Source organism: Paenibacillus sp. FW104-T2 (genome assembly GCF_058789975.1).
This window is the reverse complement of record NZ_JBYTCE010000012.1, coordinates 169,828-195,806: the sequence shown is the minus strand read 5'-3', so window position 1 is coordinate 195,806 and position 25,979 is coordinate 169,828. Positions and strand designations below refer to the sequence as shown.

Below are 25,979 nucleotides of genomic sequence, written 5' to 3'. Positions count from 1 at the left end.
CCTGATAGCTCAGTTGGTAGAGCACTCGACTGTTAATCGAGTTGTCACAGGTTCGAGTCCTGTTCGGGGAGCCATTTGCTCTCATAGCTCAGTAGGTAGAGTGCATCCATGGTAAGGATGAGGTCACCGGTTCGATCCCGGTTGAGAGCTTTGGAAATGGGGCCCGTTGGTCAAGGGGTTAAGACACCTCCCTTTCACGGAGGTAACAGGGGTTCGAATCCCCTACGGGTCATAGGATGGAGGCTTAGCTCAGCTGGGAGAGCATCTGCCTTACAAGCAGAGGGTCGGGGGTTCGAGCCCCTCAGCCTCCACCATCTTGATTATTGGGGATTAGCCAAGCGGTAAGGCAACGGACTTTGACTCCGTCATGCATAGGTTCAAATCCTATATCCCCAGCCATTTATTAAGAGCCATTAGCTCAGTTGGTAGAGCACCTGACTTTTAATCAGGGTGTCGAAGGTTCGAGCCCTTCATGGCTCACTTGTTATATGCGCGTGTGGCGGAATTGGCAGACGCACTAGACTTAGGATCTAGCGTCTTTGACGTGGGGGTTCAAGTCCCTCCACGCGCATCCTTTATAAGCGGACGTGGCTCAGCGGTAGAGCATCGCCTTGCCAAGGCGAGGGTCGCGGGTTCGATTCCCGTCGTCCGCTCCAATATATATGCGCCCTTAGCTCAGCTGGATAGAGCGTTTGACTACGAATCAAAAGGCCGGGAGTTCGAATCTCTCAGGGCGCGCCATTATTTCATCAATATCGGGATGTAGCTCAGCTTGGTAGAGCACCTGGTTTGGGACCAGGGGGTCGCATGTTCAAATCGTGTCATCCCGATTTTATGATTACGCGGGTGTAGTTCAATGGTAGAACTTTAGCCTTCCAAGCTAATAGCGTGGGTTCGATTCCCATCACCCGCTTATATGGTTTTAAGAGCAGTCTCTACATGATGTAGAGGCTGTTTTTTTTATACGGCAACGTTTTGGGAAATATAAAAAAACGTAAAAAGAAGCCAAGGCCTCCATGTGTAGAAGGTCTTGACTTCTTGTGCTATGCTCTCTGCATCACTTAATACATCCAACGAGACAGCCTTAAAGGGCTTCTAAACACTTTAGTTGCGTTTAGGGACCTTCGGATAGCTATTAACGTTCGTGACGGTCAGAAACTTTTCTACGCATACCTGCTAGGCCAAGAAGTCCGAGCAAACCGAGCCAGCCCCAGTCCATATCATTGTCTCGGTCAGTTGCAGCATTTGCACGAACATTGTTCGTACGGTAGTCACCCGTGTTGTAGTTTGTGCTGTTCATTTGTGTTCCACGGTTTTGATCCATACCTTGGGTTGCTGAACCATTCGCAGCTGCAGGACCAGCCAATGCTGCCACTAAGAGTGTAGAAGCAATAAGTGTAGATATCTTTTTATTCATCAGATGTCGCCTCCTTTTTGTTTGAACTATACCTAATCTGCCTTTTACTAAATAAAATTATGTAATTGTTCTTGCGTTAAAATATCCCTCTGGCATATGGACATGCTACATAAGATTTTTTTCACTAATATTAGTTAACCAAGAATTCGATTTACCCTCAAATCTTTGGAAATCCTGTATGAACTTTAATGAAGAATCATTTAAAACAGCTTAAAGAAACTATTCTGATCATTGAAACGCATTTAAGCACTTAATCAGGCATCAATTCTGGCTTGGTTACAACACAAATCATCTTCGCTTAAATCCTCTAACTTGTCGTTTCCATAAGGGAAGGTAGCAAATGATAATAATTTTTAAATTGATACTTTAATTTATTACATCACTGTGGTAAAGTATACAAAAGCTTGCTTTGCCGGTCATGTTTTTGCATGGGGATTGAACTGCTTAAATCATGGAAATGATATTATACTCTTCTATATGAGTATACTTAACGCTGCTGTATATTTATAAATTATAACGAATATGTATAAGATATTTGTTTATATAGAGCATGTGAAAAAGGTATCATGCGACAAGCTTTTGCTCATTAAATGAAGCAAATTAAGAAAATGAATAATAAAGTGCGTTTTTGTGCGGAAAATCGGGGATAATCCCCTTTTTTACTAATAGAAAAATAAAGATTTTCGTACCATTTTATTGTATGATGTTATGAAGGTGTCAAATTTACGTGTACGAATGTGAACGATCAGATGGGAGGATAAGCATGACTGAAACTATGGTAACCGCCAGCAAAAGCCAATCTAACAACCTGCTCCGGCGAGACGTGCGGTTCCTGGGCAATATACTCGGAGAAGTTCTTGTCCATCAAGGGGGCACGGAGCTTCTCGATATCGTTGAGAAAATTCGGGAAACGAGCAAATCGTTGCGTGCAGAATTTTTGCCTGAACTGTATACAGAGTTCAAAACGATGATCCAGGAATTAGATTCTGAAAATCGTCACCAAGTCATTCGAGCTTTTGCAATTTATTTTCAATTAGTTAATATTGCTGAACAAAACCATCGGATCCGGCGTAAACGGGATTATGAACGATCTGCAGGGGATGCAGTACAGCCTGGTTCGATCGAGAAGGCCGTACAGGATCTGAAGGAACGCGGTTTGTCTCATACCGAAGTAGAGCAGATTCTGGACGAATTGTCGCTGGAACTGGTTATGACAGCTCACCCAACCGAGGCCATGCGCCGGGTTATTCTGGATATCCACAAACGGATATCTGAAGATGTCATGCTGCTTGATAATCCTACGCTGACGTTGCGTGAACGTGAACAATTGCGGGAGAAGCTGCTGAACGAAGTTATTACACTCTGGCAAACAGATGAACTTCGCGACCGCAAACCGACTGTACTCGATGAAGTACGGAACGGGATGTATTATTTTCACGAAACGTTGTTCCACGTACTTCCGGATGTATATCAGGAGCTTGAACGCTGTCTGAATAAATTTTATCCTGACCACGACTGGCATGTGCCGACGTATTTGCGCTTCGGTTCCTGGATCGGTGGAGACCGGGACGGAAATCCTTCGGTAACTTCAGATGTAACGTGGCAGACGCTGTTAATGCAGCGCAAGCTCGCATTGCGTGAATATCAGCGGATTATGATTGAGCTCATGGGGCATCTCAGCTTCAGTACGAACATCATCCACGTGTCGGATGAATTGGCTCAATCCATTGAGCAGGACCGCAGCTGTGTCACTTTGAAAAAAGTAGACATTTGGCGCAATGAGAAAGAACCTTATCGGATCAAACTGGCATACATGATTGCCAAAATGAATAATGTACTTGATGAAAATAAAGTCGGACAGCCGGACCGTTATGACAGCGCTCAGGAATTGATCGATGATCTGATGATTATTGACCGCAGCCTGCGCCATCATTTTGCAGATTATGTAGCGGATACGACGGTTCGCAAAATGATTCGCCAAGTGGAGCTTTTCGGATTCCACACGGCTGCGCTGGATGTTCGTCAGCATAGTCAGGAACATGAGAATGCGATGGCTGAAATTTTGGCCAAGATGAACATTGTTGAAGATTATGCTCGTCTGACAGAGGACGGTAAAATTGATTTGCTGGCTCGCCTGTTAGAGGATCCACGTCCATTGACTTCTCCATATCACCAGTACAGTGAGGGAACAAAAGAATGTCTGGATGTATTCCGTACAATCAAACGTGCACAGAGCGAGTTTGGTACAGGATGTATTACAAGTTACCTGATCAGTATGACGCAGGGAGCAAGTGATCTGCTGGAAGTCATGGTATTTGCCAAGGAAGTAGGATTGTTCCGTAAAGGACAGGGTGGAGAGATTATTTCGACACTTCAGGCTGTGCCGCTGTTTGAAACGATCGATGACCTTCATGCTGCTTCTGACATCATGCAAAAGCTCTTCAATCTTCCGGTATATCGCGCAAGTGTAGCTGCCCGGAATGAACTGCATGAAATCATGCTTGGTTATTCAGACAGCAACAAGGATGGCGGAGTGGTAACGGCTAACTGGGAGCTCCGGGTAGCCATGAACGCCATTACCGCTGTAGGTAATAAGCATGGCGTCAAGCTGAAGTTTTTCCATGGTCGTGGCGGTGCATTGGGACGTGGAGGCATGCCGCTTAACCGCAGTATTCTTGCACAACCACCTCATACCATTGGTGGGGGAATCAAGATTACGGAGCAGGGCGAAGTCATCTCATCCCGCTATTCCCTTCAAGGTATTGCTTACCGCAGTCTTGAACAAGCGACATCGGCATTGCTTACGGCTGCACTGAACGGAATGGAGCCGCAAGAATCAGTATCTGAACAACACTGGGATAGCATCATTAAGGATATTTCCGAGGTATCCCTCACGAAGTATCAAGACTTGATCTTCCGTGATCCGGACTTCTTCAACTTCTTCAAGGAATCAACACCGCTGCCGGAGGTCGGAGAGCTCAACATTGGTTCAAGACCATCCAAACGGAAAAACAGTGATAAATTCGAAGACCTGAGAGCAATTCCATGGGTATTTGCCTGGACTCAAAGCCGCTATCTTCTCCCTGCATGGTATGCAGCTGGAACAGGATTGCAAAGCTACTACCAGAATAAAGAGGAAAATTTGGCTGTCCTCAAAGACATGTATGCCAACTTCCCATTCTTCCGTACACTTATTGATACGGTACAGATGGCTATTGCCAAGGCAGATCTTGTAATTGCCAAAGAATATTCCGCAATGGCCTCCAACAAGGAAGCCCGTGATCGTATCTATGGTCAGATTGAGTCTGAATTCAAACTGACAAAAGAGCTGATTCTGAAAATTACCGGAGAAGAAGAGATTTTGGATGATGTACCGGTAATTCAGGAATCGATTCGTTTGCGTAATCCTTACGTTGATCCATTGTCCTATATGCAGGTGCAGCTGCTTAGCGAGCTGAGAGACATGCGTGAGCGCGGGGAAGATGATACCGAGTTGCTGCGTGAAGTGCTGCTGACGATTAACGGTATTGCTGCAGGACTTCGCAATACAGGCTGATGCATTACCTGGCCCATATGATTCATGTAGTGAACAGTTAATGGAATTGGACATTAAAATGCACGGTTCTCTCCGCAGTCTTGTGTGAGAGATGAAACGGGACTCCAGTAGGAGTTCCCGTTTTTACTGTTTTTGGTGGATATTTTCCGGCACAGTCTTGATTTTTGACCAAAGTTGATTTACGATTTGATTGGTGAATTACAAGTGTGGACGGGTATCAGAAGGCGGAAGACCCATCAGCATGTCTGGGGGAATAAAGGTGGACAATTTGGAGAACAGGCTGGTTAAGCTGGTCCTAAAGGGTGATCAGCGGGCCTTTGCAGAAATCGTAGAACTATACAAAGACAAACTATTTCATTTGGCATACCGGATGCTGAACAATCGTCATGAAGCTGAAGACGTTGTACAGGAGACGTTTTTGCGTGTGTTTCGTAATATGGAGAAATATGATCCGAACCAGAAGTTTTCAACCTGGATCTACCGGATTGCAACCAACTTGTGTATCGATTGTTTACGGAGGAAGAAACCATCTTACTCTTTGGATGCCGAGTTGAATGATCAGGAAGGATCCGATGGTTATGCCATGCTTCCCAGTGATGATCGTACACCAGAGAGCGAAGCACTATTGTCAGAAACACAGACGCTCATTCGTGAGGCCATTGACAGTCTGCCGGCCAAGTATAAGTCCGTCATGATTTTGAGGTATTTACAGGACTTGTCGCTGCAGGAAATCAGTGATGTCACAGGCATGCCCGTAACAACGATCAAAACACGTGTGCACAGGGGCCGTGACTTTTTGCGTAAAAAACTGGAATATAAGCTGTAAATCGATTTCAATTTTTTTAGGCGAAATTATTTGAAACATATCTGAAACGGATGCGTATGTAATGTATGCAAGTCTTATGCGTGGTATTTGAAGATGCATGGACTAAGTGATCTAAGAAAGGATTGGCTCTCATATGGATTGCAACTCGGCCGTCTCTTTAATGCATGAATGTTTGGATGAGTCGTTGTCCCCGGCCCAGAAGGTAGAACTGAAAGGTCACCTTGTTACCTGTCCGGAGTGTCGCATGCGCTTTAAAGAGTTGGAACAGACGGAAATGCTGCTCTTTGCCATGAAACATTATTCACCGTCTGCCTCGGATGAGCTGACCAATCGTATTATGAATGCTCTGCCCCAGCCCAAGAGACAACAGGTATGGCTCAAATGGGTCAAAGGACATCCCGCGCTGACGGCGGCAGCCTTCTTTTTGGTCGTGATGCTCTTTAGCGCTTGGAGCTTCTGGGATCAGAATAACGAAATGGTCGTTAAGGGGAATAATCTGGACCAGATCGTCATTGAAGGAAACACGGTAATTGTTCCTCAAGGCAAGTCAATTGCGGGCGATCTTACGATAGAGAATGGTACCGCCCAGGTATATGGTGATGTAGATGGCAATCTGACGGTGATCGACGGACAACTGTATCAAGCTTCGACGGCGCATATTTCCGGTCAGGTGAAAAGCATTGATCAGGCGCTGGACTGGTTCTGGTACAAAATAACCAATATGGTGAATGAAGTGGCTTACCGCTAGCACAGGGTAAATTCTTCAATGGTATATACCAAGCAGGGTACCTCCAGTTTGCATGGGGTACTCTTTTTTTATTGGTGAGATTGTAATTTATGGTATTTGTGTTGTTTCTGCGCAGTTTGTGACCACCGTAACTTGCAACCTGAACGTTATCGTTATAACCTAGATACTAAAGAGAACATACTACTACATATAGAAAAGCATTTTGCATCTATCCAAGGGCGGTCTTCCAAGCGGCAAGATATAGAATGAACTGGTTATATTCGTCTATACATTGTTGTTACGGGGGAACACTCTTTCCCTCCAACTTATACGGCCGGAAGCTTGTCTGTGTGGGATGTGCAAAAGCTAAGACCAGGGATTATATAAAATCCTAATGGGTTAATATGAGATCAGGGTTTACTCATCAATGGGGATAGCGGGGGCTAGCTTATGAACTATTTTGCTGACTTAACGTGGAAAGAGTCCATTAAGGACGTTATCGATATATTGATTGTTACCTATATTATGTACAAACTGATTTTGCTTGTACGGGGTACACGTGCAGTACAGCTGCTCAAGGGCATTCTGTTCCTTGTGGTGATCTGGGCACTAAGCACGTGGCTAAACCTGTATACACTCAAATGGCTCATGAACCAGATGTTTACATTTGGTGTAGTAGCCGTCTTTATTATATTTCAACCGGAACTGCGCCGCGGTCTGGAGCAGCTGGGACGTGGTAAATTGTTCGGACGCTCCACAGCAGCCAGCGATGAAGAATTAACGGTGTTAATTGGCGAGATTATTAAGTCTGTCAATTATTTGTCCCGTCGTAAAATTGGTGCACTTGTGGTCTTCGAACGGGAAACGGGCCTGAACGATTACACGGAATCCGGGATTCAGATGCAATCGTTAGTTAGCTCAGAACTGATGATCAATATCTTTATCCCAAATACACCGCTCCATGATGGGGCTGTTATTATCCAAGGCAAACAGATCTCTGCAGCGGCATGTTATTTGCCTTTATCCGAGAATCCGTTTATTAGCAAGGAACTTGGAACACGCCACCGTGCCGCAATTGGTATTACGGAGGTAGCTGATGCGATCTGTCTGGTTGTCTCGGAGGAGACTGGACAAGTATCGCTCGCGATGAATGGACAGGTCGTTCGTGACATTAAGGAAGAGTCGCTGATTGCCAAGTTATATGAAGAGCTTCGTCCTACATCCAATCTAAACAAAAAGAATAACTGGACTTCTTTCTGGAAACGGAAGGGGGGAACGAAGTAATGGATAAATGGTTCAACAATAATAACTTTGCCAAGGTCCTTGCGCTTGCAGTCAGTTTGCTGCTCTGGTTTATGATTCATCTGGATGAAGTACCTACCACGCCAACGATTGCTACTGGAACAACCAACAAGGTGGTAGAGCGTACCGTACCCGTTCAGCCTTATGGCCTTGACAGCAACTCGTATGTGCTCACTTCATTAAGTACGGACGAGGTACGACTGGAGATCAAAGGACAGCGTTCCATGTTAACTTCCATATTTACAAATGATGATTATAAGGTACTTGTTGACCTGAGCCAGGTCAAAGATGGCTCCAATACGCTGCCGCTCGTTCCCGATCTGCCTTCTGGCGTCGAGGTGGTTAGCATGGAGCCTTCCATGGTTACAGTCAATGTTGAAAAATTGGGCACCAAATCCTTCAATGTGAATATTGTACCCGAAGGAGATCCATCCGCTGGTTACAGCCTTGGGACGCCTGTCGTTGAGCCAACAGGCCCGGTTAAGGTAACTCTGCCGGAAGGGCAGTTGGATGCTGTAGCGAAGGTACAGGGCAGTGTGAGTGTGAAGGATGCAAAGGATGATGTGACGCAGAAAAGGGTGAAACTGCAGGCATATGATGCAGAAGGCAAAGTCATTGAAAATGCAGTCATTACGCCACAGACCGTTGAAGTTCGCATTCCGGTTAATCAGCCCTATAAATCAGTACCCTTAAGAATCAAATATTCAGGACAGCTGCCGGAGGGATTGGTACTGTCCAGTGTGGAACCAAACGTGAAAGAAGTCTCGGTTTACGGTACGGATGAGGCGCTTGCGGGTATACAGGCCTACGACCAAGTTACCTTGGATCTGACACAATTTGAAGAGGCAGGTACATCGACAGTTAACGTGGACTTGACGCCGCCTCCGGGTTTTGAGAAAATCGAGCCTAGTTCGATTCAGATCAAGGTTACTGTGTCACCTTATGATGAGACAGAGGAGACAACAAAGGTCTTTCCCAATGTACCCATAACCCTTACGGGTGTGGGGAACGGTTTGGAAGCTGCACTGGTCACGCCAAAGAGCGGCGGTGTAAATCTTACACTGAAGGGTTCTCCGAGTATGCTTGAAGGTCTGAGTGGCGAGGATATCAAGCTGACGGCAGATCTTCAGGGGCTTGCCGCCGGGACACATGATGTGAAGCTGGATGCTGAATTGCCCCGATTTGCTGAGCTGGATGGTAACTCTACTCCATTGAGCGCTACAGTCAAGATCAGTGAAAAAGCAGAGGACACGACGGTTCCCCCAAGCGAAGAGCCCACGGATGAAGGCAATGCCGGCCCGGAGCCTTCGCCTGCAGAAGTGGAGAACGGGGAAACGGATCCTGCACCTGATGAAGGGGAAACGACAGAATCGAATACGGACAATCAGGAGCAGCAAACCCAGCAAGGTAATGCAACGAATAAAGGGAACTCGGGTAACAGCAGCGGTAGCGGCGGTACCAATGGCTCAAATCCGTAATGATTCAGATTGATTTGATAAAATAAATATTTGATGCTCTTATATGATGCGAATAAAAGGAGTTAGATCATGGGGAAATATTTTGGTACAGACGGTGTAAGAGGTGTTGCCAATAAAGAATTAACGGCGGAGCTGGCTTACAGCATCGGTCGATGTGGCGGTTACGTGCTTGCTGGCGGCGTAGAGAGACCCAAAGTGGTTATCGGGATGGATACCCGGATCTCGGGACTGATGCTGGAATCTGCGCTGGTTGCAGGTCTATTGTCCATCGGTGCAGATGTCATCCGTCTGGGCGTTGTATCCACTCCGGGAGTGGCCTATATTACTCGTTTGCTTAAAGCCGACGCAGGAGTCATGATTTCGGCTTCCCATAATCCGGTAGAAGATAACGGAATCAAGTTTTTTGGCGGGGACGGTTTCAAATTATCTGACGAGACGGAGAATCGGATTGAAGAACTGATGGATGCTGAAACGGATCAATTGCCACGTCCTGTTGGCGGCGGATTGGGGACCGTAACGGTAGATGAGCAATCACGCTACAGTTATCTCGAATACCTGAAAACAACCGTAACTGAGTCGTTCTCTGGACTTAAAATTGTACTCGATTGTGCCAACGGAGCAGCATATGAGTTGGCACCTAAACTGTTTACAGAGCTTGGGGCGGAAGTCATTGCGATTGGTGCTGAGCCCAACGGCCTGAATATCAATGAGCAATGTGGTTCCACACACCCGGAGCATCTGAAACAAGAAGTGCTTAAACATAAAGCGGATCTGGGTCTTGCTTTTGATGGAGATGCGGATCGTCTGATTGCCATTGATGAAACGGGCGCAGAGGTCGATGGAGACTTCATTCTGTGCATCTGTGGTGATGCGATGAATCGTGCGGGCAAGCTAAAAGACAGTACAGTGGTATCCACCGTCATGAGTAATATCGGATTTTATAAAGCTACGGAGAAGCTTGCACTGAAAACAGCTAAAACGGCTGTGGGCGACCGCTATGTGATGGAGGAGATGCGCCGCGGTGGGTATAATCTGGGTGGTGAGCAGTCCGGCCATGTTATTTTCCTGGATTACAATACGACCGGAGATGGCATGCTGACAGCTATTCAGCTCGTGGATACCCTCAAGGCATCGGGCAAGAAGCTGAGTGATCTGAAATCACTAATGACTCAGTACCCACAGGTTCTGGTCAACGTCCGTGTGGAAGACAAGAGCAAATACGAAGGTAATGCTGCAATCGAGCAGGCTATTGCTACTGTAGAACAACAGCTTGGTGATAATGGACGTGTTCTTGTTCGTGCGTCCGGTACAGAATCTCTGATTCGTGTTATGGCGGAAGGACCAGATAAAGATGAACTGGAGCAGTTTGTATCCCAGATCGCAGACGTGGTGCAAAAGGAACTGGTTTAGCACCTTAGATATACATTTTGTGTACACATTCCCACTGTGGGATGGCCATCATAGAATGGTATAATAAAGGGTATATGCTTGAAGCAAGAACAAAAATCCCGCGTCCCGACTGGCAAGGCCTAAGGTCTGATAATCCGGTCGGGATTGTGGGTAAATATGCTGATTTGGTCACAGGTACTTTGCTCCATTGCAAAATGAACCTGACGTGCATATAATGAGTGGAGTCGTCATTCAGACACAGAAAGTGAGGATCGTAAGGTATTAGTTACACAAGCGCCAGAGCTTGAAGTTGCGCGGGAAGGATTCTGAATGGTATGGATCTTGGAACTCGAGATTCACTGATCAGGATCGACGGCAATCAAGCTGACGAGGTGGAGGTGTTCGGATTGTTCGGCGGGGACCTCCCGGTGATGCACCATAGCCGTAAACCGGATTGCGGAAAATGGATGGGTGACTGTCCACACAACGCGCCGGTAGGTGCAATAGTAAACTAAAATTCAAATGAATGTGCGCGAAGAGCAAAATAGGTGCGCGGACGGAAAAATGATGTACATTCATGATTGCATTCATAACATCTTATGATGACGGAAGAGCGGCAAGAGGCCGGTCTGATCATTGATAATTGAATAGGTAACAGGTATTCATGATACATTTAGGCAATCATTCATTTTTTCGATATGCCGCGACAGCCTGTTTCTCTTCGTGACACAGTATTCATATACAAACGGAGGAACTAAACTATGTGCGGTATTGTTGGATATATTGGTAATAAGAACACTCAATCGGTATTGGTCGAAGGATTGAAAAAGCTCGAGTATCGTGGTTATGATTCTGCAGGTATCGCGGTATTCACACCGGAAGGTCTGCAAATCACGAAAGCTCTCGGTCGTCTTGCGAACCTTGAAGCCAAGCTGGATGGTGCACCACTGGTAGGTAATGCCGGTATCGGACACACACGTTGGGCAACTCATGGTAAGCCTTCGGATGAGAACTCCCATCCACACACGGATGGAAGCCAGAAGTTCTCTGTGGTTCACAACGGTATCATCGAGAACTATCTCGAACTGAAGGATGAACTGATCGCTCAAGGTCATACGTTCACTTCCGAGACAGATACTGAAGTTATCTCTCACCTGATTGCACGTGAATACAATGGTGATATCGTTAAAACAGTGCAAAAAGTGATCACGTTGTTGCGTGGTGCATTCGCACTGGGTGTATTGACAGAGCATGAGCCGGAGAAACTGGTAGCTGTGCGTCAAGCAAGCCCATTAATTATTGGTATTGGTGAAGGCGAGAACTTCATTGGTTCCGACATCCCGGCAATTCTGGAACATACACGTAACGTGTACATTCTGAATGATGGTGAAATGGCTGTATTGACACATGATGCTGTCGAATTGATGACGATTGAAGGCAACTTTATTTCTCGGGAAATGATTCGTGTCGATTGGGATGCTGTAACTGCAGAAAAAGGCGGATTCGAGCATTTCATGTTGAAAGAAATTCATGAGCAACCAAAAGCATACCGTGATACCATGCTGGGTCGCATCGATAATGAAAGCAAAAAGGTTCAGCTTCCTGAGTTGAAAATGACAGAAGAACAAATCAAAAATATTCGTAACGTTCAAATCATTGCATGTGGTACTGCGTACCATGCAGGTCTCGTTGGACGTACAGTAATTGAGCAATTGGTACGTATTCCGGTTGAAACGGATGTTGCTTCCGAGTACCGCTATCGTTCCCCAATCGTGGGCAAAGATACCCTCGTTATCGTTGTAAGCCAATCTGGTGAAACAGCGGATACGCTTGCTGCACTGCGCGAAGCACAATCCAATGGTGCACACGTACTGGCCATTACTAACGTAGTGGGCAGCTCCATTGCACGTGATGCAGACGATGTGATTGCAACACTGGCAGGACCGGAAATCGCGGTTGCTTCCACCAAAGCATATACATCACAGTTGATCGCATTTAACTTGCTTGGTCTGTACCTTGCACAAGTGCGCGGTACACAAACAGCCGAAGAGATTGCACATACCCTGGCAGCAATGCAGGCATTGCCAGAGCAAGTGGAGTCCATGCTGGAGCAAGCGGATGCGATCAAAGGATACGCAGAGCAAATCTCCAAACATCAACATCTCTTCTTCATCGGCCGCGGTCTCGATTATGCGGTAGCTCAAGAAGGATCGTTGAAACTGAAAGAGATCTCTTACATCCACTCTGAGGCATACGCTGCAGGTGAGTTGAAACACGGTACACTGGCATTGATCGAAGACGGTATTCCTGTTATTGCCTTGGCAACACAAGAGAACGTACTCGAGAAAACAGTGAGCAACATCAAGGAAGTAAAAGCACGTGGCGCGGATGTACTGGCAATTACGTACGAAGAGCACGTAGCAAGCTTGCTGAAATCCGTAGACCAAGCGTTTGCGATTCCTAAGACACTGCCACTGCTCAGCCCGGCGTTGTCCGTAGTTGCATTGCAATTGCTGGCATACTACGCTTCCCTGGCACTGGGTCACGATGTGGATAAACCACGTAACCTGGCGAAAAGCGTAACGGTTGAGTAAGAGGTAAATCGTTCGTTTCGTTAATGGATAAGAGTAGTGGATGGTATTCATGAAATCTTAAAATAATGTAATAGGTAGTAAAAAAGATGATATGACTTGGTCATATCATCTTTTTTTGTTATCCAGTATACTGAACATAAGTTTTTTCATCATCCGATCAATTTAGTTAAACATATTCCAAGGTGAAAGAGGTAAAATGATGGCGACTTGTGCAGATGTGTTGATTGTGATCGATCTACAAAATGGCGTATGTTACAGTGGTGAGAACCAATTGTATGAGTTGCCGAATTTACTCGATAGAGTTAATCGGAGAATTGCTATTTATAGAGAATTAGATAAACCCATCATTTTTGTTCAGCATGGTGATGAAGAATTAGTGCCTGGAGAGGAACCATGGGCTATTCATTCCGATCTGGATGTTCAAGAGCAAGACATTTTTGTACGGAAAATACATGCGAATTCATTTTATAACACCAACCTGAAAAGCCTCCTGGACCAATTCACTGTAAATCGTATCGAGTTTTGTGGTGCCCAGACAGAATACTGTATGGATGCTACGATTAAATTTGCTCATGGGCTGGGTTACAAAAACTACATGATACGTAATGCAACCGCTACTTTTGATAATCGATGGATGTCTGCAAAAGAGACCATTTCCTTTTATGAACACATATGGGGGGATAGATTTTTGAATTGGATAGATGGTGAATTGTAGAAGTTGGATAGATGATGAGTCGTAAAAGAACACGCATAATATATAATCAATACATGAGCATTGATCAGTCGAGTGTATATATGTAAAAGTAAATAACATTAATCTAAGTAATTGTAATGTAGTAAAGGGTCCTGATGGCAATCAATACTGTCATAGGACCCTTTTTGTTATCCAACAATAAGGTGTTTTTCTCTGTTTGATTATCAGTACATACTGTTTATGTCTTTAAGGTTTGGCAGGTCAGTTAAAGCTCCTAATATCGCTTAGAGACAAACGTACTATCTTACGGAGGTCGATCCTCCTGTCACTCTTGGGAACAGCTTTTGATTATGCCCAAGTGGTGATCGTATCAACCGGAAGGCGATAGGAAGGATGTCCATCTTTGATAGCTTTGCCTATGGAAATCAGCATCACGGGTTGGAAACGCTCTTTGTCCAGGCCAAAGACCTCGGCAATTCGGTCTTTATCATAACCGGCCATGGGATTGGTATCATATCCGTGGGCACGGGCAACGAGCATAAGCTGCATACTAATAAGGCCTGAGTCAATGAGATTCATGTCACGCAGCTCGGATGGACTCATGCTTGCATAATAAGGTTTGGCCTGCTGCATCTGCATATCCTTGATGTCTTGCGGCATGTATCCCAATTCCACTGATTTACTGAAAATCTCGTCCATATACGCTATGTTCTCGGCATCGTAAAATACAGCAATAACCGCTGATGAGGTAAGAGCCTGTGTTTGGTTGAAAGAGGCTAGTGGGGCAAGCTTCTCTTTTCCTTCAGCACTATCAATAACAAGGAAACGCCAGGGCTGCATGTTAATGGCAGAGGGGGCCCGGGAAGCCTTCGCCAATATCTCACTCAATTCCTCACGGCTGATTTTCACCTCAGGGTTGTAAACTTTAACGGAACGACGTTCCAGGACGATGTTATTAAAATCATTTGTTCTGTTAGATTGGCCAGTAGTTGTATCCATATCGTTATCTCTCCTCGATCATATTTGCGTGATTGGATTCAGGCTTTCATCCGACTCACTATGAGGAGTGTAAACTATGAAGTATACTTTATAGCAAGAGCACGAAGAGGGGCGATCCATATGAAAATTAGTGAAGTAGCAAAACAAGTAAACCTTCCTATATCAACGATCCGTTACTATGAAAAGATGGGGATTATCACGGATGAGTATGTTCTTAGAGACCAGAATAACTACCGGGTATATGATTCAGGCATCGTACAGCATCTGGATGTGGTGAAGCAAAGCTTGGCTGTTGGCTTTACGATTCAGGATATTCAATCCATGATCTCCAAAGCCGGATTTTCACGAAATGAACAGAGAAGCATTCTTCAGGATAAGATATCCGAAATTGAAGAAATACAGAAGAAGCTGGAACACGCTAAACAAAATCTGTACGACATCCTCGAGACGGATATTACCTGTGAGGATGGATTCGGAAAGTATTAGATCATTTCAAATCAAACATGCTCCAGTAAATCCAGATAATATTGTCTCAGTGCTTGCTTCAAGCTGGCTGGCTTCATGATCTGAATGGATTTGCCATAGCCCGCAAGGTAACGAATGATAAATTCAAGCTCATGAGGTTCATACGAACCAACAAGATAGGTCTGTTCCGCATACACTTCGAGTTTCATGGATGGAAAGTGTTCCTGGTGAAATAGCTCCATTCCCGCTTCATTGATTCGGCATTGAAAGGGAATGGCTTGTTCTGATGGCTTCCAGAGCGAATGGGCATCCTGGAGCGAAAGCTTTTTAATATGGTCAAAGGGCTCAATATCTGTTGGTTGGGGTGATGTGATTCGGTCACATCGAAATACGCGGTACGCTTGCTTGTGCAGGTCATATGCCTGGCAATACCAATAGCCTCTCATCGCATAGAGGGCAATGGGCTGGATGGTGCGGACATTGGAGCTGGTTACGTTTGAAGATGAGCTTTTGGTATGTCTGCTCGTGCGAACATTTTGATAAACAATCTGTATCACTGTATTCTGTACGGCGGACATCAATAGAAACTCCAGGTTCTCACTATCCTTAATTTGCTCCGTATGTTTGAACGAAACCCGATGCTGTATGTTCTGGATTACCAGACGCTGCTTATCGGATAACGCGCTTATGAATTTCTCATGAATCGAACGGAAGGTAGCCTGAAAGGGCAGGTTAGAGAAACTCCGAAGGGCCTGTATGGCAAAATAAAGGGCATGAAGCTCTCCCGTGTTAAACGATATGGGGGGCAGCTGCATCTGTTGAAGCAGACGATACCCGCCGTACCTCCCGTATTCGGCATAGATGGGTGCACCAAGTTCTTCCAATGAGGCGATATCTCTTATCGCGGTTCGTTTGGAGATCTGAAACTCCTGCATGAGATCCTGCAGGGTAAACTGCTGCTTTTGATTGATAAAGCGCAGCATCTGGTTCATGCGTTCTGATTTTTTCATCATAAAGAAACCTTTCAATGGTGCCATGTATTGGCACCTTTTGTTGTTATGATGATAAGTGTAATCCAATCGAACCAAGGAGGCAAACGATAATGAATTTTGAAGTGATCCCATTTTTGTCGATGAACGGGGATGCGGCAGCAGCCATAGCATTTTATGAGAAGGTTTTGGGGGCCAAAGTGCTTTTTAAGAAAAGTTATAAAGAGATGAAGGAAATGAACCCGGGCTTCGAATACCCTGCTGGCCAAGATGAGTATATTACACATTCGGTGCTGGAGATTGGGGTAAACAAGATCATGATTGCAGAGGAGGCAATGGATCCGGAGAGACCTTGGCAGCTCGGAAACAGTACATCGCTATGTATTCAATCCAAGGACAAAAGTACGATGGATCAGCTGTATACCTCTCTTGTACAACATGAGGACGTGAAAGTGCTCGTGCCTTACGAACAAAATGAATTTAGCCCAGGTTATGGGATTGTGCGTGATCCGTTCGGCATTGCGATTCAGCTCTGTGTGACCGTGCACGATTTCTAAACATAAAATCAAGGATGAGGGCTGCTCGCCCGGTTCGATAGAATATCATCAAAAGCATCAAAAAAGAAGAACCATTGGCAACCATACCAGTGTGCTCTTCTTTCTTTGTTTTCCCGAATAGGAATATTCCCGTAATCTGAAGATGGCCTGATCATCGCGGAATACAGGAGCCTATCTTCTTTTTACTCATTTACTATGTAACTGTGACGCCCTGAGCTTCATCATTTTTTCACTGAAAATCAAAGCCCGTGCAGCGAGCATCAAAACGAGAGAGACAGCCCGCTGACAGGAGAACTCAATGAGCTCACTGCCGAACAGCCCCGTCGCACAAATCGCCTACTCAATATAAGAAAAATGAACGTTCAGAACGCGTCGATCTAACGGAAACGTAAACCTAACCTAATGCTATAAGCATAGGGGGAGTGAACACCCTGCTCTACGTCATTAACTCATCATGGTGATGTTATGTATAATTAGAGGAAAGCCTAACGTCAGAGGCAGGCTAGTGTAAATAGTGAGGGGGCAGGGGACTGGATTGCGAAAACAAGGGGTTATCGGGAAAGAGAGCAGACTGCGACTATTGGAGGCTGCCACACAGGAATTCGCGTTAAATGGATTCTATCAGACGAAAATAAGCTCCATCGTTGCGCGTGCAGGGGTAACGCAGCCTGCATTTTATCTTTATTTTGACAGCAAGGAAGCTGCTTTTGCAGAGCTTATCGATGGTTTTCGAAATGGACTAATCCAGGTTGTTCGGGATAGTCATATCGAGGCAGGGAAGAACAGGGACGATCTCAAGGAAGCCGTCGTGGAATCATTGAGTCAGATCTACCGTTATCTCGGGGAGAATCCGGCGCTGACCCGGATCGGGCTGTATCAGTCCGCGGAGTCGGTGAGAATCAAAGCCGAAATTGCGGGTTTGATGGAGCAAAATTTGATTGCCGAACAACAAGCCGGATATTACAGGCTGGATCTGGATACGGTTTTCTTCGCCGAAGCTTTGGTTGCCATCGTGGAGCGGTTAACACTGATCAAGCTGCTGCCGGGGCACGAAACGCCATCCAAGCTTGCTCGGATCACGCAAGATCTGTTTTTTTACGGAATTTTGGACACGAAGCATCGGGATTAAAATCCTATTCAATGCGCTATGCAGTTGAACCAGGCTTTTGATTTCATTATGGTTTTGCATTTGAATGATAGCCTAACATGATAACACCAAGAGCCAGACTCCGTATTTATCGAAGTCTGGCTCTATTCGAGCTACGGTTAGACTGCGCTCGCAGCATAAAAACCAGAGCGCACGGCAGTACCTACTTTACCAATTTTGACGCAATCGCCGATAAGGCTGGTTTTGGATTCGAACTTGGCTCGAATCTGCTCGGCTATGGTTGTATTTTTTCTCATACCAAAAGCATTAATCATCGTATCTGCCTCAATAAACACCTTGGAACCCTCCGCATTCTCCGCATATAAACCATTGGCTTCAAAGGAAAGGACTTTGTGCCCTCCGAGTATGGTCACCCCGTGACTTTCCAGCATGGGCATCAGAGCTGCCCGATTAATGTACATCACTTCTTGTCCCGCTTCCGGACGCATCTCCACAATGGTCACTTTTTTACCTTCCATAGCCAGCTCAAGTCCCAGGTCACATCCTGTTAAACCGCCGCCCGTGATAACAATCTGTTCGCCGCGAACAAGTTCCTTCTGCAAATGTGCTTCAATTGCCCCAATGACATGCTCATGATGAATACCGGGGATTGGGGGGATAAGAGGTACAGCCCCTGCCCCGATGAAAATGTGATCGGCCGAATGGAGCGCTGGATCATCCGGTGTGATCTCATGGTTCAAATGAATATGCACGTGAAGCTGCTCAAGCTGCCGTTCATACCAGGCAATCAAGGCACGCAGCTGACCTTTGAATTCCGGCGTAGCCGCACTGGTTACCTGTCCGCCAATCGCTGCCTCTTTCTCATACAAAGTAACCTCATGACCTTTGATTGCAGCTACACGGGCTGCTTCAAGTCCGGATGGACCGCCGCCTACAACAACAATTTTCTTCGGTGTCTCCGCAGGCTCTATGGTAAATCACTTTTCATTCGCGGCCTGAATATTAACCGCACAGCTGATTTTGGTGTTGCGCTCAATAATGCGACCGATACACTCCTCGTTACAACGAATACACGGACGGATATCTTCGCGCATATTATTGCGCAGCTTGTTCGGAAGCTCGGCATCGGCGATGAGCGCACGGCCGAACATGACAAAGTCGGCGTCGCCGGACTCAATTAACCGTACTGCACTCTCGGGTGTATGGCTGCCCGAGTTCAGGATGGGAATGTTCACCGCTTGCCGGGCAGGTGCACACATGTAGTCCATACAGGCATCACCCAGATAGGCTGGTGGGAAAATGTAATCGATTCTCTCGTAGGAACCTGCATCGATATCTATGGCGTCCACGCCAGCACTGAAGCATCTCCAGACTATCCTCAACCGTACGGCCGCCTTCAAAGCGATGATCCAGCGCGATTCGGAACAGGATAGGCATGTTAGGACCTACCACCTTGCGAATCGCCTGAACAATCTCAACCGCAAATCGCATGCGCTTCTCGGTACTGCCTCCATATTCATCTTCACGTTTGTTCCAGATGGGGGACATGAACTGGTCAATCAGATAACCGGCATGGGCATGAATCTCGATCCCATCGAATCCTGCCCGTTTCAGCCTGGCAGCTGAATCTGCAAATTGATCCATGATCGTCTGAATTTCCTCCACGGTAAGTGGATGACATATAACCTCCGGATTATAGATGGCAGGGATGGCCGAGGCGGATACCGGGGGCTTGCCTGAACGATCTGGCAGTGCATTACGCCCAGTTCCGCAGCTTAACTGAGCGATAATCCGGGTACCGTAACGCTGCACCGCATCCACAAGATCGGTAAGCATTGGTACGACATAATCTTTTTCAACGATGCCTTCGAGTACACCCTGCGCCAAATCCTCCGTCAGAAATTGTGCACCCAGGATGATCATGCCTGCGCCACCTTTGGCACGTTCTTCAAAGTAATCAATCTCTTCGAGTGAGATTCGGCCATCGGGCCCGGCAGAGTTTGTCCCCATGGGGGACATGACGATTCGATTTTTCACTTCCATGCTTCCGATGTGAAAGGGGGTGAACAGCTTTTCATAAGGATGACTCATGTTCATATACCTCCTGTTGTTCTGGTTGGTGGACTTGATCAATAAATGATTTCTAGAAATTTCACTGAATAGGTTACTCATGAGTAATATAATGGATAAGCTCATGGTAATCCTTTTTAATGATATTAAAAGTGAAAAAAATCACAAACACAACCATTGTCTAAGATGGTGTCAACCAGTCAGTGCTGCTTGCCGCACTAATCCTAGATGAATTAGAGGGACGAGGGCAGATGGTCTCAAGGGACGGTAGATAAAAAAAGCCCGCAGGAATGTTTCCAGCAGGCCCAATGTATAATCCAAGCAATTAAACCTCCTGCAAGCTGGCGGCTTCGAGCTTGGCAAGACGTTTCATGACTTTCTTCAGCATCACCGAGGCTTTGACGCGAAGAGGAAGATCAGGGGAAATTTCAAGGGTGTACTGCCCGGTAGCGATAAGCTCTTTCAGTTCGGCAACAGAGGCACAAGGACGGTCCAATACATTAAATACACTACCGTATTGCAGACATTGGTGCGTATCACTTCCGGCCGTTACGGGTTTGCCAAGGGACTGGGCGAACGTCTCAACCTGACTGCGGCAGGTCTGGATACCGGTTTTGTACATATCTTTGGCGTTCAGGTCGAACGCGTCCAGTCGCCCGAGCAGAGCTCGATCCAGTTTATACAGGGGAGTGGATTCCCTGAAAGGATGTGCACCAATTTTGAACAGGGGCCAGGCCTCGGCCAGATCAAGCAGGTCGGCAAAGGGAATAAATGACCCCTTGGCTGTATAATTTTCCAGGCCGGCACGAACGGCAAGGATATGCTCTTTTTGACCGATGAGCAAAATATGTCCAGTTTCCTGAATGTCCACTTCCATCCCGGGAAAAATGCGCAGTCCGTCCGCGTCATAATATTCTCCGTTGTAGGGGTAGAGACGATCCAGCGTCTCATAAACATCGTAGAAGTGGCGGGTGTTGAAATGTTCGGTAAGCGCGAGGGCATCCAGTCCGCTGGCCTTGGCCTCGGCGACCATTTCAGTGAAGTAGTCGACAGAGAAATCAGAGTTTTTGGATAATTTGCCGTGAGTATGAAGATCAATACGCATGTAATGACACTCCTTTTATTCGATGAATGGTTAAGTATATGAATTACAAAATTTCGTAATGTGCGCCGAGCCAGAACAGGAGAGCAACATAGATTGCTGAGCCGACAAGAAAACCGATATCACGTGGGGTAATCTTCAGATGGGCCAGCTTCAGCCGTTTCGAATCCGGATTCTTCATTCCGTAGGAGAAACCACGGGTTTCGAGTGCTTCCACAGTGGTACGAGAACGTTTGGCGGTGGCCAGCATTAACGGGAAAAAGGATACAACAAACAGTTTCATGTAGTAAACAACAAGCCGCCAGTAGAACCAGCCATGGCTGGAAGGGACCTGACCCCGCAATCTGTACGACAGCATAATGTTGCGGAATTCACCAAACAACACGGGCAAAATGCGGTACGCATACGATAGACTGAACGAGAATGCCGCGGGTATTCCGAGTGCCAGCAAGCCATCCCCGATTCGCTCCGGGTCCATACCCGAAAAGACAGTGATGCTTGCGAGGGATACGATCGACAGCTTGAGGGTTAGGAGTAATAACGGAAATGCGGATTCCAGGTTCCCCCCGAAGAACAGCGAGATAATAAACATCCAGCCGACCTGACCGATCAGCCCCAGACATAGAATGATGATGATGAAGGGAGCAGCGCGGGACAGGATGGTCGTGGTGACCATGAGCATAAACATGCCTAGCAGCACCGTGCCGTTATGAACGAACCAGGGAACGATAGCAAAGAAGAGATACCAGATGAGCATGACACGCGGATCAATTCGGGACAGACTTGCATGACCGCTGCCATATACGGTATTCATCAACTCCAGCTGAATGCGTTCAATGGATATTTTGTCAAACCAGTTGCGGACAAGCTGCATCAATGTCTTCCTCCTTGGTAAACGAATGATTCAAAAGATTCTCCACAAATGTCTCGGGAGTCGGACAGAGTGCGGATAGACCCAACCGATGAGATAGTTCCATCATCTGAGTTAGGGCAAGTCCAGAGCGCCGCAGAAGCGGCTCGTCGGCAAACACCTCGGCAGGTGTCCCATCTGCCTCAACACGTCCATCATGCAGCACGATGACACGACTGGCCCATTGGGTAACCAGCTGCATATCATGAGTTGCAATCACCGTTGTCCGCACATGCTGATCCAGTTCATCCAATACGCCGATCAATTCTTCTCGCGTAGCCAGGTCCAGGTTAGCGGTAGGCTCATCAAGCAGCATAAGAGAAGGTTTCATGGCTGCCCCGATCGCAAGGGTAACGCGTCGCTGTTGTCCGCCGCTAAGGAGACGCGCATCCCGCTCCTGTAACGTGGTAAGCCGAAAGCGATTGAGTACATGTGCGATTTGTTCATCGGCTCCCTGGATGCGGCGGGTTCTCAAGAAATATGAAACCTCTTTGCGCACACTGTCTTCGATGAACATCTCGGCAGATTGTTGAAAAATATAAGCGACTCGGCCAGCCAGCTGTTCCAAAGATGAACGATGTGTGATATCCCCAAGCACGCGGACACTGCCTTCCTGAGGCAGACTGATGCCGGCCATGAGCCGGAGTAGTGAAGACTTGCCTGCACCGTTGTTGCCCACCAGGGCAATCCGTTCTCCTTCATGGAGTGAAAAGTTAACACCACGAATAATTTCGTGTTCTTTTTTGCCAAGCCCTCTATATCGCAGACGTGTATCCTTGAATTCAACAATCGGCAGAGAAGCAGCATGTGCATGTTCTTCAGAACAGGACTGTAACTTGCTCTCCGCAGGATGGGGCTGTCTGCCCTGATTGGCCAGTAGTGCGGATATCGCAGCATTGTGCTGTTGATGAAAATAAACCGCGGCTTCCTCCACCGTGATTGGAAAGAGCTGATGATGCAGCTGCTCGGGTTGGGTTGTCTGATCTTGTTTCAATAATGGAACAGCCTGAATGGCTGCACGGGTCACTTCAGGAGGCTGAATACCAAGCCGCTCCAGATCTGCAATCCGATTCAAACCTTCTTTAACGGGCAGATTCCACAGAACGCGACCTTTGTCCATCAGGACCACATCCGCACAGAAGTCAGCGATAAATTCGGTATGATGCTCGATGACAATAATGGTCTTCCCGTGCTCCTTATTCAAACGGGACAAGCATTCGTAGATGAGTCTGGCATGCTGTGGATCCAGCTGGGAAACGGGTTCATCCACGATAAGTATGTCAGGGTCCATCGACAGTGCCCCGGCAAGTGCAAGCAGGTGCTTCTGTCCGCCGCTCAATTCCCAGATGTACCGATTGTGGATGGAGTCCAGTCCACACATCGTCAGCGCACGTTCACCCAGCTCCTTATAATTGGCTAGTCCGTAATTCAGTGGAGCAAAGCAAGCTTCATCGAGCACGGTTGGGCGTACCAGCTGATTATCAAAATCTTGATAGACATACCCAATTTTTCTGGACAGATCTGCAACACTTTGCCCAGCCGCCGAGACTCCTAGTACATGCACTTCACCCGTAAAGTCACCGGTATAGAACTGGGGAATCAGGCCGTTAAACAATTTGCACATCGTTGACTTGCCACATCCGTTGCCTCCGATAATCGCAGTGAAGCTTCCGCGGGAGAGCTCCAGGGAGGCTCCGTTCAGAACAGGTTCTTCCGAACCGGGATAGGTGAACGTAACATCATGAATGGCAATAACAGTATCGGGTGAAGAAGCAGGGTGGGAAGAATGTATATTAGGCATAAGGGCGATTCTCCGTACCTGAAATGGCTTTGTTTTTGCTTCGTTTTGCGCGCATGATCCAAAGTGTTACGACCGCGATGAATGCAGCAGCACCGATACTAATCCAAATCGAGGCTGAGCCGTATTGATCTGCATAGTCCGTTTCCCAAACGGCGAAGTTGATGTCCATCTCGGACAGGGATTCCGCGCCAAAAGCGATTGCTAACAGCAGCAGACCGATCAGAAACAGCTTCGGACGGAAGAAGCCGATACCTTCATATTTCATGCCAGGATTACGAGGTTTAATACCGAGCAGTGGTTCGATTTTGCCATAGAGAAGAGGAACAAGGTACAGCGTAGGCAGCAGAGCGAACAGGATACCCGAGAATAATACGTCGTTCAGGAATCCAACACCTTCAATCAGCACAACACTCTCGGCAAGTCCGGGAACGGCTTCGAGTTCTTCCACGCCAATCCATACTTTTCCGATATCGACCAATGAACTAAGGAATTGATGAATGATGACTCCGGTCATGGCAGCGACGCCGACCTGCCTGCGATTGCGGGGATCACTGACCATCCGGCCCGCAACATACATGGCGAAGGAAAAGGTAATGAATTTCTCCAGTTCGCCGAGTCCGCCGAATTGGCCCAGCATCAGCTCACCGAAGATGACTTCACCAAGAGCAGCACCGAGAGCGGCAATCATGGGATGGAACAGGATGCAGAGCGTCAGCGGAATAAAAGCAAAATACTCAACGGACAATTCAATCGGTCCCAGCTGAAGCTTCGGAATGAGCTCTGTAAACATGTTGGACAAGCCGTACAGTGACATGGAAAGCACAAACACCATCATTTTCTGTGAAGACGTCAGCGTATAACGCTCAGTCATCTTCTTCATCGATACATACCTCCCTGAATGTGGTTGATCATAGCCACAGTCTAGGGGCAGAGTATTAACGCTAAAGGGGAGATTTGTAAATCGATTGTAATATTTATTACAGATATAAAAATAAATGAAAAATTTATTACACAGATAAACCACTTGATCACAGGCCAGCTGGTATACTGATGGCAGAGCGAGAAAAGGAGTGAATCCGGAATGAATTTATTTGCCCAAAAAGAACAGCTATCACCTGGTCATCTGAAAATTGCCGATTTTGTTGAGCGCAACCCTGAAGAGATATTATTCATGACGGAGCAGGAAATTGCCGACAGGCTCGGAGTCAGTATAGCCACCGTTTCCCGCTTCTGGCGTGCCGTTGGGTATGACAATGCCAAAGCATTCAAAATCCGGCTGCGCACCTCTGAGGACACGACACCTGCACTCAAATTAAATAAAACAATCTCCCGCATGGACACGAGCAGCTTGCCTGTGCAGTTGCTGGAAGCCTCGGTATCCCATTTGCAGGAGACGTTTTTACATATGAAGCAGGGAGATCTGGAGCATGCCGCTTCCATTCTTGCTGAGGCAAGAAGAGTATATATCTATGCGCCTGGGCCCTCAGCCGGTTTGGCAGATCTTCTGTCATTCCGTTTATCGAGATTTGGATTAACCGTTATCCATCTGGCTGGAAGCGGACATGAATTGCTGGAATCCCTGATGCACATGCAGCAGGAGGATATGGTCTTACTGATGAGCTTTACCCGTCTGCTGCCTGAAGCAGAGGTTATTCTGGATTATGCCAAGGAAGTAAACAGCAAGGCCGTACTTGTGACAGACCGGGAGGATTTGTTATACGGACTGGCAACGGAATTGTCTTTCTATGTGAGCCGCGGTGAGCTCGGGGAGTTCCATTCCATGGTTACTCCACTGCTCCTTATGGAACAGCTGGTGCTCGCTGTTGGGTTATTGCAGAAGGAGCTGGCGTTATCCAAGCTGGAGAGGCTTGCTGAACTGCGCAGTAAGTATGCGGATAAGCTGCCTCGCGGATAACTCATGGTATAGCCGTGGGTAATCTGACGTTGTTATATCGGTCCTCTTATGGTGTAAAAACATAGTAAGAGCAACTACTC

Annotated in this window: 23 protein-coding genes and 10 tRNA genes; 22 read left to right on the top strand and 11 right to left on the bottom strand. The window is 46.8% G+C overall.

Features of this window, described 5'->3' with window-relative positions:
• Nucleotides 1–77: 77 nt before the first annotated feature.
• The 10 genes from AC3WQ3_RS17145 (at nt 78) to AC3WQ3_RS17100 (ending at nt 913) form a co-directional block, all read left to right on the top strand.
• A tRNA-Thr gene (locus AC3WQ3_RS17145) sits at nt 78–150 on the top strand.
• Between the two features lie 10 nt (nt 151–160).
• Nucleotides 161–232 (top strand) — tRNA-Glu (locus tag AC3WQ3_RS17140).
• Between the two features lie 6 nt (nt 233–238).
• A tRNA-Val gene (locus AC3WQ3_RS17135) sits at nt 239–314 on the top strand.
• Between the two features lie 10 nt (nt 315–324).
• Nucleotides 325–399: transfer RNA gene (locus AC3WQ3_RS17130), tRNA-Gln, on the top strand.
• An 8-nt stretch (nt 400–407) separates the two neighbouring features.
• Nucleotides 408–480, top strand: a tRNA-Lys gene (locus tag AC3WQ3_RS17125).
• Nucleotides 481–490: 10 nt separating this feature from the next.
• Nucleotides 491–571 (top strand) — tRNA-Leu (locus AC3WQ3_RS17120).
• A gap of 10 nt (nt 572–581) precedes the next feature.
• Nucleotides 582–656, top strand: a tRNA-Gly gene (locus tag AC3WQ3_RS17115).
• 8 nt (nt 657–664) lie between these two features.
• Nucleotides 665–741 (top strand) — tRNA-Arg (locus AC3WQ3_RS17110).
• 15 nt (nt 742–756) lie between these two features.
• Nucleotides 757–830: transfer RNA gene (locus AC3WQ3_RS17105), tRNA-Pro, on the top strand.
• 12 nt (nt 831–842) lie between these two features.
• Nucleotides 843–913, top strand: a tRNA-Gly gene (locus tag AC3WQ3_RS17100).
• Between the two features lie 222 nt (nt 914–1,135).
• On the opposite strand, the gene AC3WQ3_RS17095 is transcribed toward AC3WQ3_RS17100, so the two are convergent.
• Complete coding sequence (locus tag AC3WQ3_RS17095) at nt 1,136–1,417, bottom strand: WGxxGxxG family protein (protein WP_336783895.1); 282 nt, start codon at nt 1,415–1,417, stop codon at nt 1,136–1,138.
• A 763-nt stretch (nt 1,418–2,180) separates the two neighbouring features.
• On the opposite strand from AC3WQ3_RS17095, the gene ppc reads away from it, so the two are divergent.
• From ppc to AC3WQ3_RS17055, 8 genes are all read left to right on the top strand, one after another.
• The gene (gene ppc / locus AC3WQ3_RS17090; RefSeq protein ID WP_492472878.1) at nt 2,181–4,973 is read left to right on the top strand and encodes a phosphoenolpyruvate carboxylase; all 2,793 of its coding nucleotides are present in this window, start codon (nt 2,181–2,183) and stop codon (nt 4,971–4,973) included.
• 259 nt (nt 4,974–5,232) lie between these two features.
• On the top strand, nt 5,233–5,799 hold the full coding sequence (gene sigW / locus AC3WQ3_RS17085) for an RNA polymerase sigma factor SigW (protein WP_492472877.1): 567 nt from the start codon (nt 5,233–5,235) through the stop codon (nt 5,797–5,799).
• 133 nt (nt 5,800–5,932) lie between these two features.
• Nucleotides 5,933–6,547 (top strand): zf-HC2 domain-containing protein, encoded by a 615-nt coding sequence (locus tag AC3WQ3_RS17080; protein WP_095361676.1) that lies wholly within the window; start codon nt 5,933–5,935, stop codon nt 6,545–6,547.
• Nucleotides 6,548–6,976: 429 nt separating this feature from the next.
• Nucleotides 6,977–7,810, top strand: coding sequence for a diadenylate cyclase CdaA (gene cdaA / locus AC3WQ3_RS17075; RefSeq protein ID WP_095292238.1), 834 nt, complete (start codon nt 6,977–6,979; stop codon nt 7,808–7,810).
• Complete coding sequence (locus tag AC3WQ3_RS17070; protein WP_492472876.1) at nt 7,810–9,306, top strand: CdaR family protein; 1,497 nt, start codon at nt 7,810–7,812, stop codon at nt 9,304–9,306. Before cdaA ends, AC3WQ3_RS17070 begins: the two co-directional genes overlap by 1 nt.
• A gap of 69 nt (nt 9,307–9,375) precedes the next feature.
• Complete coding sequence (gene glmM / locus AC3WQ3_RS17065; protein ID WP_492472875.1) at nt 9,376–10,716, top strand: phosphoglucosamine mutase; 1,341 nt, start codon at nt 9,376–9,378, stop codon at nt 10,714–10,716.
• 740 nt (nt 10,717–11,456) lie between these two features.
• Nucleotides 11,457–13,289, top strand: coding sequence for a glutamine--fructose-6-phosphate transaminase (isomerizing) (gene glmS / locus AC3WQ3_RS17060; protein ID WP_127539701.1), 1,833 nt, complete (start codon nt 11,457–11,459; stop codon nt 13,287–13,289).
• Nucleotides 13,290–13,488: 199 nt separating this feature from the next.
• The gene (locus AC3WQ3_RS17055; RefSeq protein ID WP_492472874.1) at nt 13,489–14,004 is read left to right on the top strand and encodes a cysteine hydrolase family protein; all 516 of its coding nucleotides are present in this window, start codon (nt 13,489–13,491) and stop codon (nt 14,002–14,004) included.
• A 327-nt stretch (nt 14,005–14,331) separates the two neighbouring features.
• Here the strand turns inward: AC3WQ3_RS17055 and AC3WQ3_RS17050 are convergent, their stop codons facing one another.
• The gene (locus AC3WQ3_RS17050; RefSeq protein WP_492472873.1) at nt 14,332–14,982 is read right to left on the bottom strand and encodes a nitroreductase family protein; all 651 of its coding nucleotides are present in this window, start codon (nt 14,980–14,982) and stop codon (nt 14,332–14,334) included.
• 120 nt (nt 14,983–15,102) lie between these two features.
• On the opposite strand from AC3WQ3_RS17050, the gene AC3WQ3_RS17045 reads away from it, so the two are divergent.
• Nucleotides 15,103–15,468, top strand: a complete 366-nt coding sequence (locus AC3WQ3_RS17045) for a MerR family transcriptional regulator (protein WP_183526259.1) — start codon at nt 15,103–15,105, stop codon at nt 15,466–15,468.
• A gap of 11 nt (nt 15,469–15,479) precedes the next feature.
• On the opposite strand, the gene AC3WQ3_RS17040 is transcribed toward AC3WQ3_RS17045, so the two are convergent.
• Nucleotides 15,480–16,457 carry a helix-turn-helix transcriptional regulator gene (locus AC3WQ3_RS17040; RefSeq protein ID WP_492472884.1) on the bottom strand — a complete coding sequence of 326 codons (978 nt, stop codon included), beginning with the start codon at nt 16,455–16,457 and terminating at the stop codon, nt 15,480–15,482.
• A gap of 92 nt (nt 16,458–16,549) precedes the next feature.
• Here AC3WQ3_RS17040 and AC3WQ3_RS17035 point away from each other — a divergent pair, with 92 nt between their 5' ends.
• Together AC3WQ3_RS17035 and AC3WQ3_RS17030 are read left to right on the top strand one after the other, a co-directional pair.
• Nucleotides 16,550–16,993, top strand: a complete 444-nt coding sequence (locus AC3WQ3_RS17035; RefSeq protein WP_354481340.1) for a VOC family protein — start codon at nt 16,550–16,552, stop codon at nt 16,991–16,993.
• Between the two features lie 535 nt (nt 16,994–17,528).
• Nucleotides 17,529–18,122 (top strand): TetR/AcrR family transcriptional regulator, encoded by a 594-nt coding sequence (locus tag AC3WQ3_RS17030; RefSeq protein WP_492472872.1) that lies wholly within the window; start codon nt 17,529–17,531, stop codon nt 18,120–18,122.
• 137 nt (nt 18,123–18,259) lie between these two features.
• On the opposite strand, the gene AC3WQ3_RS17025 is transcribed toward AC3WQ3_RS17030, so the two are convergent.
• The 8 genes from AC3WQ3_RS17025 to AC3WQ3_RS16990 all read right to left on the bottom strand — a co-directional run bounded on the left by AC3WQ3_RS17025 (nt 18,260) and on the right by AC3WQ3_RS16990 (nt 24,864).
• A complete protein-coding gene (locus AC3WQ3_RS17025) occupies nt 18,260–19,045 on the bottom strand; it encodes an NAD(P)/FAD-dependent oxidoreductase (protein WP_492472882.1) in 786 nt (261 codons plus the stop codon).
• 33 nt (nt 19,046–19,078) lie between these two features.
• Nucleotides 19,079–19,369, bottom strand: a complete 291-nt coding sequence (locus tag AC3WQ3_RS17020) for a hypothetical protein (protein WP_492472871.1) — start codon at nt 19,367–19,369, stop codon at nt 19,079–19,081.
• Nucleotides 19,370–19,376: 7 nt separating this feature from the next.
• Nucleotides 19,377–20,192: an NADH:flavin oxidoreductase gene (locus AC3WQ3_RS17015; protein WP_492472869.1), complete on the bottom strand. Its 816-nt coding sequence runs from the start codon at nt 20,190–20,192 to the stop codon at nt 19,377–19,379.
• Between the two features lie 171 nt (nt 20,193–20,363).
• Nucleotides 20,364–20,492, bottom strand: a complete 129-nt coding sequence (locus AC3WQ3_RS17010) for a hypothetical protein (protein ID WP_492472868.1) — start codon at nt 20,490–20,492, stop codon at nt 20,364–20,366.
• Nucleotides 20,493–20,496: 4 nt separating this feature from the next.
• Nucleotides 20,497–21,276: a PHP domain-containing protein gene (locus tag AC3WQ3_RS17005; RefSeq protein WP_336783900.1), complete on the bottom strand. Its 780-nt coding sequence runs from the start codon at nt 21,274–21,276 to the stop codon at nt 20,497–20,499.
• Between the two features lie 43 nt (nt 21,277–21,319).
• A complete protein-coding gene (locus AC3WQ3_RS17000) occupies nt 21,320–22,147 on the bottom strand; it encodes an energy-coupling factor transporter transmembrane component T family protein (protein WP_336783901.1) in 828 nt (275 codons plus the stop codon).
• The gene (locus AC3WQ3_RS16995) at nt 22,122–23,984 is read right to left on the bottom strand and encodes an ABC transporter ATP-binding protein (protein WP_492472867.1); all 1,863 of its coding nucleotides are present in this window, start codon (nt 23,982–23,984) and stop codon (nt 22,122–22,124) included. The genes AC3WQ3_RS17000 and AC3WQ3_RS16995 overlap by 26 nt, the downstream gene beginning before the upstream one ends.
• Nucleotides 23,977–24,864, bottom strand: coding sequence for a DUF8171 family membrane protein (locus AC3WQ3_RS16990; RefSeq protein ID WP_492472866.1), 888 nt, complete (start codon nt 24,862–24,864; stop codon nt 23,977–23,979). The genes AC3WQ3_RS16995 and AC3WQ3_RS16990 overlap by 8 nt, the downstream gene beginning before the upstream one ends.
• A 201-nt stretch (nt 24,865–25,065) precedes the next feature.
• On the opposite strand from AC3WQ3_RS16990, the gene AC3WQ3_RS16985 reads away from it, so the two are divergent.
• A complete protein-coding gene (locus AC3WQ3_RS16985; RefSeq protein WP_492472865.1) occupies nt 25,066–25,899 on the top strand; it encodes a MurR/RpiR family transcriptional regulator in 834 nt (277 codons plus the stop codon).
• Nucleotides 25,900–25,979: the final 80 nt, after the last annotated feature.

Excerpts from the sequence above, each read along its gene's own strand:
- AC3WQ3_RS17050 (WP_492472873.1), bottom strand. The coding sequence starts at position 14,982 with ATGGATACAACTACTGGCCAATCTAACAGAACAAATGATTTTAATAAC.
- AC3WQ3_RS17095 (WP_336783895.1), bottom strand. The coding sequence starts at position 1,417 with ATGAATAAAAAGATATCTACACTTATTGCTTCTACACTCTTAGTGGCA.
- AC3WQ3_RS17020 (WP_492472871.1), bottom strand. The coding sequence starts at position 19,369 with ATGGACTACATGTGTGCACCTGCCCGGCAAGCGGTGAACATTCCCATC.
- AC3WQ3_RS17000 (WP_336783901.1), bottom strand. The coding sequence starts at position 22,147 with ATGCAGCTTGTCCGCAACTGGTTTGACAAAATATCCATTGAACGCATT.
- AC3WQ3_RS17015 (WP_492472869.1), bottom strand. The coding sequence starts at position 20,192 with ATGAGTCATCCTTATGAAAAGCTGTTCACCCCCTTTCACATCGGAAGC.
- ppc (WP_492472878.1), top strand. The coding sequence starts at position 2,181 with ATGACTGAAACTATGGTAACCGCCAGCAAAAGCCAATCTAACAACCTG.
- glmS (WP_127539701.1), top strand. The coding sequence starts at position 11,457 with ATGTGCGGTATTGTTGGATATATTGGTAATAAGAACACTCAATCGGTA.
- AC3WQ3_RS17045 (WP_183526259.1), top strand. The coding sequence starts at position 15,103 with ATGAAAATTAGTGAAGTAGCAAAACAAGTAAACCTTCCTATATCAACG.
- AC3WQ3_RS16985 (WP_492472865.1), top strand. The coding sequence starts at position 25,066 with ATGAATTTATTTGCCCAAAAAGAACAGCTATCACCTGGTCATCTGAAA.
- AC3WQ3_RS17080 (WP_095361676.1), top strand. The coding sequence starts at position 5,933 with ATGGATTGCAACTCGGCCGTCTCTTTAATGCATGAATGTTTGGATGAG.
- AC3WQ3_RS17035 (WP_354481340.1), top strand. The coding sequence starts at position 16,550 with ATGAATTTTGAAGTGATCCCATTTTTGTCGATGAACGGGGATGCGGCA.
- AC3WQ3_RS17040 (WP_492472884.1), bottom strand. The coding sequence starts at position 16,457 with ATGAAAAAATCAGAACGCATGAACCAGATGCTGCGCTTTATCAATCAA.
- glmM (WP_492472875.1), top strand. The coding sequence starts at position 9,376 with ATGGGGAAATATTTTGGTACAGACGGTGTAAGAGGTGTTGCCAATAAA.
- AC3WQ3_RS16995 (WP_492472867.1), bottom strand. The coding sequence starts at position 23,984 with ATGCCTAATATACATTCTTCCCACCCTGCTTCTTCACCCGATACTGTT.
- AC3WQ3_RS17055 (WP_492472874.1), top strand. The coding sequence starts at position 13,489 with ATGGCGACTTGTGCAGATGTGTTGATTGTGATCGATCTACAAAATGGC.
- AC3WQ3_RS17070 (WP_492472876.1), top strand. The coding sequence starts at position 7,810 with ATGGATAAATGGTTCAACAATAATAACTTTGCCAAGGTCCTTGCGCTT.
- AC3WQ3_RS16990 (WP_492472866.1), bottom strand. The coding sequence starts at position 24,864 with ATGAAGAAGATGACTGAGCGTTATACGCTGACGTCTTCACAGAAAATG.
- AC3WQ3_RS17005 (WP_336783900.1), bottom strand. The coding sequence starts at position 21,276 with ATGCGTATTGATCTTCATACTCACGGCAAATTATCCAAAAACTCTGAT.
- cdaA (WP_095292238.1), top strand. The coding sequence starts at position 6,977 with ATGAACTATTTTGCTGACTTAACGTGGAAAGAGTCCATTAAGGACGTT.